This is a genomic window from Mucilaginibacter sp. FW306-07-L (assembly GCF_058782065.1).
Genome location: NZ_JBYSXI010000001.1, coordinates 1,504,091 through 1,516,900 on the forward strand (window position 1 = coordinate 1,504,091; position 12,810 = coordinate 1,516,900).

At 44.3% G+C, this 12,810-nt stretch carries 11 protein-coding genes; 5 read left to right on the forward strand and 6 right to left on the reverse strand.

Annotated features, from left to right (window positions below):
* Positions 1–22 precede the first annotated feature (22 nt).
* From AC3WJC_RS06770 to msrA, 5 genes are all read right to left on the reverse strand, one after another.
* Complete coding sequence (locus tag AC3WJC_RS06770) at positions 23–2,662, reverse strand: hypothetical protein (protein ID WP_492398313.1); 2,640 nt, start codon at positions 2,660–2,662, stop codon at positions 23–25.
* Positions 2,625–3,653: a hypothetical protein gene (locus AC3WJC_RS06775; RefSeq protein ID WP_492398314.1), complete on the reverse strand. Its 1,029-nt coding sequence runs from the start codon at positions 3,651–3,653 to the stop codon at positions 2,625–2,627. Before AC3WJC_RS06775 ends, AC3WJC_RS06770 begins: the two co-directional genes overlap by 38 nt.
* Before the next feature lie 69 nt (positions 3,654–3,722).
* A complete protein-coding gene (gene tssD / locus AC3WJC_RS06780; protein WP_492398315.1) occupies positions 3,723–4,232 on the reverse strand; it encodes a type VI secretion system tube protein TssD in 510 nt (169 codons plus the stop codon).
* Between the two features lie 70 nt (positions 4,233–4,302).
* The gene (locus AC3WJC_RS06785; RefSeq protein ID WP_492398316.1) at positions 4,303–4,812 is read right to left on the reverse strand and encodes a hypothetical protein; all 510 of its coding nucleotides are present in this window, start codon (positions 4,810–4,812) and stop codon (positions 4,303–4,305) included.
* Positions 4,813–4,851: 39 nt separating this feature from the next.
* Complete coding sequence (gene msrA / locus AC3WJC_RS06790; protein ID WP_492398317.1) at positions 4,852–5,340, reverse strand: peptide-methionine (S)-S-oxide reductase MsrA; 489 nt, start codon at positions 5,338–5,340, stop codon at positions 4,852–4,854.
* 264 nt (positions 5,341–5,604) lie between these two features.
* Between msrA and msrB the strand changes: the two genes are divergently transcribed.
* The 5 genes from msrB (at position 5,605) to AC3WJC_RS06815 (ending at position 11,886) form a co-directional block, all read left to right on the forward strand.
* Entirely contained in the window at positions 5,605–6,117 is a 513-nt protein-coding gene (gene msrB / locus AC3WJC_RS06795) for a peptide-methionine (R)-S-oxide reductase MsrB (RefSeq protein ID WP_492398318.1), read from the forward strand.
* Positions 6,118–6,188: 71 nt separating this feature from the next.
* Positions 6,189–8,267, forward strand: a complete 2,079-nt coding sequence (locus tag AC3WJC_RS06800; protein ID WP_492398319.1) for a CehA/McbA family metallohydrolase domain-containing protein — start codon at positions 6,189–6,191, stop codon at positions 8,265–8,267.
* Between the two features lie 89 nt (positions 8,268–8,356).
* Positions 8,357–9,265 carry a metallophosphoesterase family protein gene (locus tag AC3WJC_RS06805; protein ID WP_492398320.1) on the forward strand — a complete coding sequence of 303 codons (909 nt, stop codon included), beginning with the start codon at positions 8,357–8,359 and terminating at the stop codon, positions 9,263–9,265.
* 344 nt (positions 9,266–9,609) lie between these two features.
* Positions 9,610–11,376, forward strand: a complete 1,767-nt coding sequence (locus AC3WJC_RS06810; protein WP_492398321.1) for a M14 family zinc carboxypeptidase — start codon at positions 9,610–9,612, stop codon at positions 11,374–11,376.
* Positions 11,377–11,529: 153 nt separating this feature from the next.
* Entirely contained in the window at positions 11,530–11,886 is a 357-nt protein-coding gene (locus AC3WJC_RS06815; protein ID WP_492398322.1) for an RNA recognition motif domain-containing protein, read from the forward strand.
* 72 nt (positions 11,887–11,958) lie between these two features.
* Here AC3WJC_RS06815 and AC3WJC_RS06820 read toward each other — a convergent pair whose 3' ends face one another.
* Positions 11,959–12,807, reverse strand: coding sequence for a ThuA domain-containing protein (locus AC3WJC_RS06820; RefSeq protein ID WP_492398323.1), 849 nt, complete (start codon positions 12,805–12,807; stop codon positions 11,959–11,961).
* Positions 12,808–12,810 lie beyond the last annotated feature (3 nt).

Sequence of the window (12,810 nt, forward strand, 5' to 3'; positions counted from 1 at the left end):
CCTGCCACCTGCGATAGCGGGTTTACTGATTACTGATAAAATCCCCCAGATAGCTGCACTCGTTAACTGCCCTTTGGTAGAACTTTGTGTTTTTATATTGCTGCATCTCCTTAAAAAAGCTGTTGCTCCTCAGTTGTTTCTGATAAGCTTTTTCCTGCTCATCATAAGTTTCATAATTTTCGTATGATGGAGCTTCCCGTTCCTTTTGCTCGCATTTGGCGGCCATAAAGGTACAGGTGGCTTTAAACTCCGCATCGGTACTCAAATCCCTTGCCTTTAAGTAATACTGTTTGGCTGACGCGGCCTTTACGTAATCCGCGTCGTAATAATAAAGCCGGTTGCGGCCAAAATCATAGGACGACCAGATGTATGATATCATGTACCATGAATTACCGTAGGTAGAGGTATTATACATTGCCGTAGCCATTTTAAAATAGGTATCGGCATTCTTTGGGTCATCCTTTAGCTTGGCTTCAAGCTGTGCCATTTTTTCGGCAAACTGGAGTTTATTAACTCCACGAGATGCGTTTTTTGGATAGTCGTTAATGGTTACATCAAACGGGTCGCCACCGGTAAAGCCTTCTTCAGGCACACGCGCGAAGTTAAGTTTGGCCTTTTTAGTACGGAAGGAGGCCAGCGCGTCCTGGTAACGATGTTCGCGCAGTTGTATAGTGCCAAGCAACTCATACAGGCTGCTATCGCTTACCTGTTTTAAGCCTTCGGTAAAAAAAGCCATATACGCTTCGGCCGGGCGCTTGTTTTTCCAGCCTATCAGTTGTTTTAAATGATCGGTATGCAAATAGTTATACCAAAAGTCGGGCATCTCCCTGTACATGCTGTAGCGGTAGTTTGTACTGTTGTCGTTTTGGCTGTTCAGCATAGCCAATGCTGCCTTGGCCGTATCGCCTTGCCGCAGGTAGGCTGGTGCCAGTACATAAGTATAAAAATTACGCTGGGTAACAGCAAACTGATTGATGTTTGACGGTTGCGGCGGATATACATCCTGTTTGGTTTTTACGCCTTTAGCAACCTTATCATCAAGCCATTTTAAAGCGGGCAGGAGCGAGGCTTCATCAACCGGTTTTAACTGTTTAAAACGCTGGGCAGTTAACAGCAGTTGTATAATTTGCTTTTGATCGTCCAGTTTAGCGGTAAGTTTTTGTCCGTTAATATTATCAATTGCTGCCAATCCCTCGTCGGGTTTGTTTTGCATAAAATACAGGTAGGCATTAACAATGGTGCCTATTTGCGCGTCGGAATATTTAGCCTCACTGGTAAGTGTTTCGCAAAAGCCCCTGAGTTTTTCAATATGCGCGTCATAGGTGTTTTTTATGCTATCCGGCAGGGCTACATAAAAGCTGCCTTTTGGCAAGCTGCTTTTTTCAGTAGGAGTATCAATAGGCTTGCTCACAAAAAACCAAACCATACCTGCCGCACCTGCTAACAGCAAAGCTCCGCCTAATACTTTAAAAGCGGGTTTAACCGGCTGTTTTTTAAATGCGACGATTAATAGAACAGCCCCTGTAATCAGAACTATAATACCCAGCCACAACGGCCATTTTGAACCAGCCGTAGCAGACTGCTTTTCTGTTTTAACCTGTGCCTGATCGCTGTAAAATTTATCGCTGTTATTATAAAGCGCAGGTGTGAGGTAATTCTGCTCCAGTTTATTTACTTCCCTAACCAGCAATACACCCACCATAGGCGACGATGGGGCGTTGCTGTAAACCTGCTCTAAATTATCTGTTTTGATCTCATCCTCGGCAAAGCCTGCAATGGCATACAGGTTAGCCTTTTCTTCGGGGCTGTCTGCAAGTTTCAGCACCTCATCAAACGGCGCGTCAATATAATGGTAATTGCGAAAAGCCTGTACGCGGCGCTCCGGGTAAGTGGCAAACACTTTTGAAAAAAGGTAGGCAGCCTGCACCGTATCACCCAGGCGGCGATCTTCACCCGCTTTAAGCGACAGTGCCCAGCCTTTAATATGGCTTTGAGTTGAGGTTTTAGCGATATGCTGATCAAAAATGCTTTTTGCGGCTGTGTAATTTTGCGCGTAATGATTCAGCTTTTGTGCCTGGTAAAAGTACCTTAACTTCAAAAAAGGATCGCTCTCGCTTGTGGCTGACTGCAACGCTTCGTTTGCCGTAGTTATTAATCCGGCAGTATCAAGCGGTGCCGGTTCCCAGTAATTATAGCTTGATTGGCCAAGCTTTTCCGCCTGTTGTGCAAACCGGTAATATTTAAGGGCTGCCATATGCTCCGGGCTTTTCAAGGCTAACAAAAAAGCATTGGATGCAATACTATCTGCCGCGGCACCTTCCTGGTTAAGAAAGCGGTAGGCGCTTTCCTTGCCCGCGCTATCCAGGTTATACATAACAGCTTCAACATCCGCTGCTTTAACCGGCTGCCCCAGGTAACCGGCCCATTCGGCAGCGTTGATGGCCGCTTCGCTTACCGGTTCATCATCCGTATAGGTAAAGCGGTAATCGGTAAAGTAAAAAGCGCCATAATCTTTCTGGCTTTGAACATCCGGATGAAAAAATGAGGTATAATAATCATAAGGGTCCGGTTCGTCTGAGCAAGCCATTATAACGGCGATGCCTATCAGCGAACATCCTGTCAAACTAACGAAACAGAGCAGCAGTTTTTTCCAGAGTTGCATAAGTGTATTGTTTAAGTGTCAATTGATCCAAATGAAAATAAATAACGTTAACCGTATCTGATGCCAGGTATTTTTGTACGGTGTTTGATGCCTGGTTAAGCTGATCGGCAGAGATGCTTTCCCAGCGTACTTCATCACCCTGTTTTAAGCCTAAAGCGGGATAGTTTTTAAGTAAGGTGTAAAAGTTTTTTCCGGTCAGTTTAAACAGGGATCTGTTGCCGAGCGTTTGCTTATCCAGTCTTTTGGCTATACCGATATAGTCACCCTGCCTGAATACGACTGCCCAGCTAAACAGGGGTAAACCCACATCTACCGGCAGGCGGTAATCAGTTAAATTACGGCCCACATATTTTTCAAGTTCGCTTTGTTCCAATATGGAGTTTTGGGTGCCGTATTTGCGCAGGTTGCCCATATTGTAGCACATCAGCATAACATGGTTCACCGGCGGGATGCCGTTGCTCTTTTGGTTTTTAAGCTGATGTAGGCGTAACGTTGCTGATAATTGTTTATTTTTAAGATAGCTATTAGCCTTAATGCGCTCCAGCAGGTAAAAGTAATTATCGCGTGTGGTGCGTGTCCAGTCACAGTCAATTTGTAACTCGTTGAATGATTTTTTGCCGGCCTGGTTTATCTTCCCTGCTACGTAATAAGCTATTTTGGCAGCCAGCGCGTTTAATTGCTCATGTGTTTGGCCTTTAAGTACCCGGTTAACGATAAATACTACCGGGACTATTTGCACAGAAGCTGCTATCGGCTCCTTAAAAGTAATTGGCGATACCGGAACCGGGCCGTTATCGCTATCATCCACATCCATTATGCGTACGTATAGTTTTTTACAGTGCAGGCTATCAAAATATTGCTTCTCTGTATTATCAGGCTGATAAACCGTCTTCCAAAAATAAAAGGAAGTTTCAACCACTCTGTTTTTATGGCAGGATAGCAGGGTAAGCACTAAGCAGCAAAGCGTAAAATAAGCCGACAGCTTAATCATGTGATGCAGGTAAATGAGGTATCCAATTCATGGAGATTTATATTTGCCTGGTTAGGTTGTTGTCCGGCTTTATTGTTCTATCTCGATACCGTTAATAGAAATTTCCTTACATACTATTGATAACATCACGCTACCATAGGTATCACCATAAGAGGCAGCCGAAAACTGATCGGAGTAATTGTATAGCGAGGCTTGTTTGAATTTAATTACACGTTGCGCGTTTTTGCCAAAGGTATCGGTTATGGTAATGGTACCGTCAAACCGGGTTTGTTTTTTAGAAAACACTTTCATCATTTCCATGTCGATTTGTTTAGCGTCCATTGTAAGGTAAAAAGAGGAGCCTGTTAAACCGGGAAGCTTGGTTTTACTGGTATCCTTACCGGCTACAGGTGGCGCAACCTCATCATCAACATTTCGTGAAAGAGAGGTGTTTAGCGAGTTTAATTCGGTGGTTATAGCCTTGCCGCCATAATTAACCACTAATTGTATCTTGTTGCGGCGTTCTTCTGACTGAGCAAAAGTTTTATTAGTAAATAACGCAGCCGATAATAGCAGCGTGAACAGGAGTAGCTTTTTCATAGGTTTGAGTTTGCACTCAACAACAACGGCATCGCGTAAATGTTGTAAAGCTTTTTCTAAATCTCCATCATTAATTTTGACTAACAACTTTGGCTTTTCGGCCGGCCTTGATCCATATCCAGGTGCAAACAAGCCCGCCAATAATTTGCAGGGGTAACATTATGCCTCTCATCGGGGCACTAAAATCACTCGCTTTTTTGTAGATATAGGGGATGAAATGAACCTCGGGCTCAGTTTTCCAGTACAGGTAGTAAATTAATGCCGCCCTAATGATGGTTATTATTAGCACAACGGCTACCACTGTTTGCGGCTTCTTGTCCTTCGCTATCAGTAATAATAATAAACCCAGCGTTAATGATGCGCACACAATGAGTTCAAGTATAAAAAATGCCACATGCACTACGCTGTATGTGGCATGAAATCCGGGCTCGGGCGTGTGGAGCAGCGCTAAAAAATCTATACACTCAACCAGCAAAAACAGCGCGTAAATGCCGTAAACATACGCACAGAATTTAATGGCGTTATTGCCTGCCGCAAATGCATTATTATTTAAAGGGATGAGGTTGCTGGTTTCGTTCATCCCGAAACAACACCTCTTCCCTAATAATGTTTATTCAGATTATAACGTCCAGTCAGCACGTTCAAAGTGGCAAGTGTAACCAAAAGGACGTTTTTGCAGGTAAGCCTGGTGTTCTTCTTCTGCATCCCAGAAATCACCGGCGGGTACAACTTCGGTAACGAATTTTCCCGGCCATTTTCCTGAAGCCTCTAACTCGCTGATCAATGTAGTAGCGGTTTCTTTTTGCTCATCATTCAGGTAAAATATAGCGGAGCGGTAGGATGTACCAATATCATTACCCTGGCGGTTACGTGTAGTTGGGTCGTGGATCTGGAAAAAGTATTCCAGCAGTTTACGGTATGATAATACTTCCGGATCAAATGTTATGGCGATGCCTTCGGCATGTGTGCCATGATTACGGTAGGTGGCATTAGGCACATCGCCGCCGGTATAGCCAACCACGGTAGTTTCAACACCCGGCAACTGCCTGATGAGTTCCTCAACGCCCCAAAAACAACCACCGGCTAATATCGCTTTTTCAGTATTCATGTGTTTATATTTTTATATTCAGATTAGTTCAACTCTCGTGCCATACCTGCTTTGGCAGGCAGTTCGGTAGCTTTGGCGGGTTATCATCACGGCGTTTTCAGGCTGATTTTGTTTTACGTCATCCTGTCGGTTTGCTTATCGCTTAAACGTATTGTCATATTAAAATAATATACCTGAATCTAAGCATCCATCTCCTCAAATTTATCGTTTATAACATCAAAATACATTAAACTACACCATAATGCTTTTAAACAATAACTAATCATGAAAATAAGTATCATCATATTTCTGCTTGCTATAGGATTTGGCGCTTCGGCCCAAAACATAAAAAACGATAAGGGGCATGAACGTAATCCCTATTACTCAAATACCGACACCAAAAAATTAAAAGTAAGCAACGCGGAATGGAAAAAAATTCTGCCGACTGAACTATACAAGGTAGCCCGCGAGGCCGCTACCGAACGCGCTTTTACAGGTAAATATTGGAATGCCAATGCCAAGGGTACCTATTATTGCGCGGTTTGCGGAAACAAACTCTTTCGTTCGGATGCTAAATTTGCAAGCGAATGCGGCTGGCCGAGTTTTTTTGAGCCTGTACGCAAAAACAGCGTTATCTATCTGACTGATAATTCACTGGGTATGGAACGTACTGAAGTGCAATGCGCACGCTGTAACTCGCACCTGGGGCACATATTTGACGATGGCCCGCCGCCTACACACAAACGCTTTTGCATGAATTCCGTTTCGCTGGATTTTCAACCGGATAGCGGTTCTTAATTGGCTTGATAATTTTCAGTTGGTTGAATTTGCAAGGAAAATTATATCTTGCTGCAACCAATTGAAAAACTATGTTAAAAAAGCTCATCCTCGCGCTGTGGCTATGCCCTTTGCTGCTTAATGCCCAAACAACTGTTAATTTTTCAGGCTTTAACAAGGCCAGTTCTGCTAAAGCGATTTTAAAAAATAAGATACTTACCGTTAGCTGGCCTGTGGGCGGTAACGAGCATGGACAGTTGTTGCTTGACCTGGACAGTAATAAGCCCCTGTTTAAAAGCATGCAGGTAAGCCGGAGCAAAATATACCGGGAAGTAAGCGGTGGCCTCGACCCCGCTTTTGTACTTACCGTAGGCAAGCGCGACCTCATCTCACAAAACGGTTGGAATATTTTTTTTGATAAGGTGCCGCAAAAGCCGCATCAATCATACCCGGTAAAATTTGAAAAGGGTGTGGCTGCTGTTAGTACTGCCGGCTCACGCACGGTAATAAAACTGGGCAAAGTAAGCGCAGCCTCATTTAATGGTACGCTCGAAATTACTTTATATAACGGCTCGCCGCTGATCAACGTGGCCGCGGTAATGTCGACCCCTGTTGATTCTACCGCTATAGTGTATGATGCCGGCCTGGTGAGCCAAACGCCATCCTTTCAAAAAATGGCCTGGGCATCAACAGATGACAAATTACAAACCGCTACAGTTAATACGGAAGATGCCAGCCGTAACCTTGCCGTAAAGTACCGCACCATATTGGCACAAGGTAAAACAGGCAGCCTGGCCGTTTTTCCGGCACCGCATCAGTATTTTTATCCGCTTGATGAGGCCTTTAACCTCAAATTTGTTTGGTATGGCAAAGGGTACCGCAATATGCTGCCCGGCTACGGCATTGGCATACGGCAGGAGTTAGAGGGCGATAAGCGATTTGTGCCCTGGTTTAACGCCCCACCTAATACACAACAACGCCTTAACTTTTTTTGCCTGTTAAGTACCGGTTCGCCGGGCGATGTATTGGCAGAGGTTAAAAAGTTTACCCATAGTGATATATACCCTAAAGTGGCAGGTTATAAAACTTTGTCGAGCCATTTTCATAATGAGTTTATAATGAATGTGGTGCGGAAAGGCAAGGCCGTGCCCGATAGTCCGAATTTTGTTAAAGTATTTAAAAAAACAGGCATTGATATCATTCACCTGGCGGAGTTTCACTATACTGCGCACCCTAAGGGGCCGGACAGCCTCCGCCTGCCGGAATTAAAAGCCCTGCATGATATATGCGCCCGTTTTTCAGATAATAAATTTTTACTGCTGCCGGGCGAAGAGCCTAACGAATTTTTAGGCGGCCATTGGCTATCATTTTTCCCCAAACCCGTTTATTGGGTGATGGCACGAAAGCAGGATCAACCCTTTGTAAGCGAGGTGACCGGCTATGGCAAGGTGTATCACATAGGCGATAAGGAGGACATGCTTAAACTGATGGAAGCTGAGAATGGCCTGATGTGGACAGCTCATCCGCGCACCAAAGGCTCAACCGGTTATCCTGATAAGTATAAGGATGAAAAGTTCTTTTTGTCCGATCATTTTTTAGGCGGAGCCTGGAAGCATATCCCTGCCGACCTGTCTAAACCCCGCTTTGGCGACCGGGTGTTTGAGTTGCTGGACGACATGAATAACTGGGGACTAAAAAAGAATATTATTGCCGAGGCCGATTTGTTTACCATAGAGCCCGAGAATGAAATGTATGCCCACCTAAATGTGAATTATTTAAAGATGGATAAGCTGCCCGACTTTAAGCAAGGCTGGCAGCCGGTGCTGAATGCTATTCAAACCGGACAATTCTTTAGTTCGACAGGTGAGATAACGCTGCCGGTTTTTAACGTTAATGGCAAGCCATCCGGCGAAACCCTCAAACTGCCTGCTAATGGCAAGGCAACCGTAAATGTGCAAATAAACTGGACCTTCCCGCTAAGTTTTGCCGAGATCATTTCAGGCGATGGCAGCAAGGTGTACCGACACCGCATTGAACTGAATGGTACGCAGGCATTTGGCAATAAAAAATTTGCCTGGCCGGTAGATTTAAAAGGCCGCAAGTGGTTAAGGATTGAAGTTTGGGATGCCGCGGTTAACGGTGCATTTACGCAAACCATTTATCTGCAATAGCCCCTGACAGGCTGATTTAATTATTTCATAACATACTTCATCCCTCAAGTAAAAACGGGAGGTGATAGCTTTGTTTGATTATAATATATATGCAAAGACGATCCGTATTAAAAACACTTGGCGCGGCACTTATAGCGCCTTCAATAATACTTGCGACCCCAAACCCCACACGTAAACAGGTGCTGCGGGTAGCGCATTTAACCGACATTCATCTGAAAAATGAACTCGGTGCCCCCGCTAAATTCGCTAAATGCCTGCATCATGTGCAGCAGCAAACGCCTAAAGTGGATATGATACTGAACGGCGGCGACATTGTGTTCGACATGAATAAGGAGAGCATGGATACCATCAACACTCAGTGGAAGCTGTATAAGGATATACTGAAAAGCGATTGCAGTTTGCCGGTAAGCTATTGCTTGGGTAACCACGATATTTGGTGGGCCGAAAATAATAAAGGGCAGGCCGTATACGGCAAACAATACTCGCTCGACCAGTTACAGTTGAGCAAGCCGTATTACAGCATGGTAAAAAACGGCTGGAAGTTCATTGTACTGGATAGCGTTAACCTGGATATTGACGGTACCTGGTACATTGGCAAACTGGGTGATGCGCAGTTTAACTGGCTGGAGCAGGAGCTGAAAAGCACTGATGCTAATATGCCGGTGCTCATCATGTCGCACATACCCATACTAACCGCTACCAACCTGATAGAAGATGATATTGTAAACCGCTGGCAAATGTATGGCGGCGATATGCATACTGATGTATCAAAAATTATCAAACTTTTTTACCAGCACCCGAATGTAAAGCTGTGCCTAAGCGGGCACATACATCTGCGTGAGCGTTTAGTGTACAACAACGTAACCTACATTTGCGACGGTGCCGTAAGCGGCGCCTGGTGGGACGGTAACCGCCGCGAAACCGCACCCGGCTACGGCCTGATCGATCTGTATAGCGATGGTACCTTTGAGGAGCATTATGTGAATTATTTGTCTTGACCAGAATTCGCGGAATTTGGGAATTAACAGAATGCCTTGTCAGCCCATTTATGCTTCGACAGGCTCAGCATTACAGGCTGTCGATCTAAATACATCAGGTTGTCACCCTGAGCTTGTAGAAGGGTACGCGAGGGGGGCTGAACCAGAATTTGCGGAATTAACAGAATGCCTTTTCAGGCAATAAAATGTGGTTATCACCCTGAGCTTGTCGAAGGGTGCGCGCAAGGGGAAAATAGTTCGTTTATGCTTCGACAAGCTTAGCAAGACAGAAAAAAGTCAAAATCCTGTTCATCCTTAAATCCTGAAAATCATGGTCAAGATATAAGTGTAACTTTACGGTCAATATGTTCTGTAAAATACCTTCATCTATAAAAGCGCTCCTTGCTATATTCCTGTTAACTGCAGTTGTATCGGCAGCATCAGCGCAGCTTACCCCTTTTGAAAAAAGCCCCGATAAAAACTACACAGCCACTTACGCCGAGGTAATAGCTTATTACAATGCTTTGGCTAAGCAATACCCCAGTCAACTGCGCTTAATTAATTATGGAAGTACCGATGTTGGAAAACCGTTAACATTAGTGGTACTTTCAAAAAGCGGAGTGTTTGATCCGGCTGTTGTAAAAAAGCAAAATAAGCGGGTACTGCTCATCAATAACGGCATTCATCCCGGTGAGCCGGAGGGTATTGATGCCAGCATGATGTTAACGCGCGATCTACTTAAAAATAACAAACTGCCCAATGATGTGGTGCTGTGTTTTATCGCACTGTATAATATTGACGGGAGCCTGAACAGGGGCGTATCCCGCATCAGCCAAAACGGACCGGCCGCTTATGGTTTCAGGGGTAATTACCGCAATCTTGATCTTAATCGTGACTTTATCAAGGCCGATAGCCGAAACGCGATGGCCTTTATGCAGATATTCAACACCTGGCAGCCAGAGGTTTTATTGGATAATCATGCCAGCAACGGTGCCGATTACCAGTATGTAATGACACTGATAGAAACACAAAAGGATAAGCAAAACCCTGTACTGGCACGTTATACATCCGAAACCTTATCGCCTGAATTATATAAACGTATGGCAGTCGTTGGTTTTGAAATGACACCTTATGTAGAAAGCATGAAGGAAACGCCCGACTCGGGCATTGTAGCTTTTTTGGAAACGCCTCGATTTTCAACCGGGTATGGCGCGCAGCACAACGTGATCAGTTACATGACCGAAACACACATGCTCAAACCTTACGATAAAAAAGTATACGCCACCTACAACTTTATGCAGAGCCTGGTAGCTATTTGTCAGCGCGATGCCTGGAAAATAGGGGAGCTGAAGCGACAGGCCGATGTCCAGGTAACCAAACAGCAAAGCTTCGCCCTTAACTGGGCACTTGATGCCGAAAAGTTTGATATGATAACTTTTAAAGGTTATGAAGCCGGCCATAAACCCAGCGATATAAGCGGTTTGCCGAGATTATATTACGACAGGAGCAAACCCTTTACCAAGCAGATTAAATATTATAACACCTACAAAGCTACCACTACGGTGAACAAACCGGTGGCTTATATTATACCGCAGGCATGGGCTAAAATAATTGAGTTGTTTAAGTTGAACAAGGTAACCATGCAGCAGTTAAAGCATGATACTACGCTTACCATACAGACCTATTATATCGGCGATTACAAAACCCGGTCCAAACCTTACGAAGGGCATTACCTGCATTACGATGTATCACTCAAAACAATAGATAACAATAAGGTGAAGTTTTATAAAGGCGATTACGTGGTGTACACCAATCAGCCGGTTAACCGGTATATTGTTGAAACCCTGGAACCGCAGGGTGTAGATTCATTTTTTACATGGGGATTTTTTGACTCGATGCTGGGGCAAAAAGAACACTATTCGGATTATGTTTTTGAGGATATAGCTTACCAGTATTTAAAAACGCATCCCGATCTGCAAAAAAAGTTGGATACTGCAAAAATTTCTCAACCTGAATTGAAACAAAGCGCCAATGCGCAACTGGAATTTATATATCGTAATTCCCCCTTTTTTGAGCAGACTTATTTGCGCTACCCAATTGGGCGTTTGTTAAAACCTATTAATAACAAATAATAAATTTTAGTACTGTCAGCCTTGTATAATATTAACAGCAAGTGTGTACAAAATACACCTCGCTGATTTAACTTCGCAACAATTACACGATAGTTTGCAACTTATAAAATTTAGTGGCACACTTTTCGTTGTAACATTGACACAATAACAATCATGACAAAACTTTTCATCGTGGGTATTCCCCGCGACATGGATGAAGCCGAGCTCACTGAAATTTGCCATCAGTATGGTCACGTAGCATCTGTAAAAATTATTACTGATATAGAGAGCGGGCAAAGCAAAGGCTACGGTTTTATTAATATGGCCGATGAGTTAAGCGCGGCAGCCGTAATAAAAGCCCTTGACGGTGGTAGTATTGATGAGCGTACCATTAGCGTGCGCCTTGCCGACAGGCAGCAGCCTGTACAACAGGTACAGCAGCAGGTCAGGCGTAAATCAGTTCGCCCGGCAGGCTATGCGGTTTCTGCCGTGTCTGAGCGTAGGGGAAAACGCCCGAGAAAGGCTTCTTAATTAAATCGCTGGTACCTATTTATTTCCTGTCATATACCTTAGTTAGCAGCCTCTAACCGGAAAAATATTTTGCTATCGCGATGATAGTTTACCGCCAAGCCACATTAAACTATTAACGATCATTTTATCCTCAACGGCACTGTCAAACGTGTGCGAAAGCGTTTCATTGGTGCCATGCTCATAATCCATATCATTATGGCCCATGTTAAAGTATATCATTTTATACTTAGTGTTGGTCCATACCACGGGGTAATCGCCGCTATGCCATATTTCTTCGGGTTTTGGCCCGGTGCCCAGCGGAAAGCTGCAGCTATCTATTGAGCAAAGTACCCGGATGTCTTTATTCTTACGCAGATCTTTTTCCCAGCGGTACCACTCGTTAGGTGATGCCCTGAATAATACCGGCATGCCTTTGGTAACCGGGTGGTTTCGGTCGTCAACCTTTATACTGGCTGATGTTGGCCGCCAGGTATTGCTTACATAACTGCCCGAACCTAAAAATTCATTATGGTACCAGTCCCAGTTTTGCGGATAATCTGACGGGGTGAGGGCGAATGCCGAAAAATGGAAGCCCATCCAGCCACCGCCATTACGCATGTAAGTTTCAAAGGCATCACGCTGCGCTTTTGCCTCGGGGCGGGTATCTAAAAATATAACTACTTTGTATTTCGCCAGGTTTTTACTGTTCAGTTTGCTCCAGTCGTTGGTGGCATCATAAGCGAAATGATTTTGCGCGGCTACCTGGGCAAACCATTTATTTGCCTCGTTTACAAAACTGATGTGTGCCGCATCATTTTTAGCCGTATAAAATGCAATAACCCTGAATGCAGGAAGCATTTTTTGTGCAAAGCTTTGAGTGCCGCTGAGCAGCATTGCGAATATAAAAAGTAATACCCCGGATTTTTTGAAATACTTGATCATTAT

Coding starts and splice junctions, on each gene's coding strand:
- AC3WJC_RS06805 (WP_492398320.1), top strand. CDS start 8,357: ATGCAAAGACGATCCGTATTAAAAACACTTGGCGCGGCACTTATAGCG.
- AC3WJC_RS06810 (WP_492398321.1), top strand. CDS start 9,610: ATGTTCTGTAAAATACCTTCATCTATAAAAGCGCTCCTTGCTATATTC.
- msrA (WP_492398317.1), bottom strand. CDS start 5,340: ATGAATACTGAAAAAGCGATATTAGCCGGTGGTTGTTTTTGGGGCGTT.
- AC3WJC_RS06770 (WP_492398313.1), bottom strand. CDS start 2,662: ATGCAACTCTGGAAAAAACTGCTGCTCTGTTTCGTTAGTTTGACAGGA.
- msrB (WP_492398318.1), top strand. CDS start 5,605: ATGAAAATAAGTATCATCATATTTCTGCTTGCTATAGGATTTGGCGCT.
- AC3WJC_RS06785 (WP_492398316.1), bottom strand. CDS start 4,812: ATGAACGAAACCAGCAACCTCATCCCTTTAAATAATAATGCATTTGCG.
- AC3WJC_RS06815 (WP_492398322.1), top strand. CDS start 11,530: ATGACAAAACTTTTCATCGTGGGTATTCCCCGCGACATGGATGAAGCC.
- AC3WJC_RS06820 (WP_492398323.1), bottom strand. CDS start 12,807: ATGATCAAGTATTTCAAAAAATCCGGGGTATTACTTTTTATATTCGCA.
- tssD (WP_492398315.1), bottom strand. CDS start 4,232: ATGAAAAAGCTACTCCTGTTCACGCTGCTATTATCGGCTGCGTTATTT.
- AC3WJC_RS06800 (WP_492398319.1), top strand. CDS start 6,189: ATGTTAAAAAAGCTCATCCTCGCGCTGTGGCTATGCCCTTTGCTGCTT.
- AC3WJC_RS06775 (WP_492398314.1), bottom strand. CDS start 3,653: ATGATTAAGCTGTCGGCTTATTTTACGCTTTGCTGCTTAGTGCTTACC.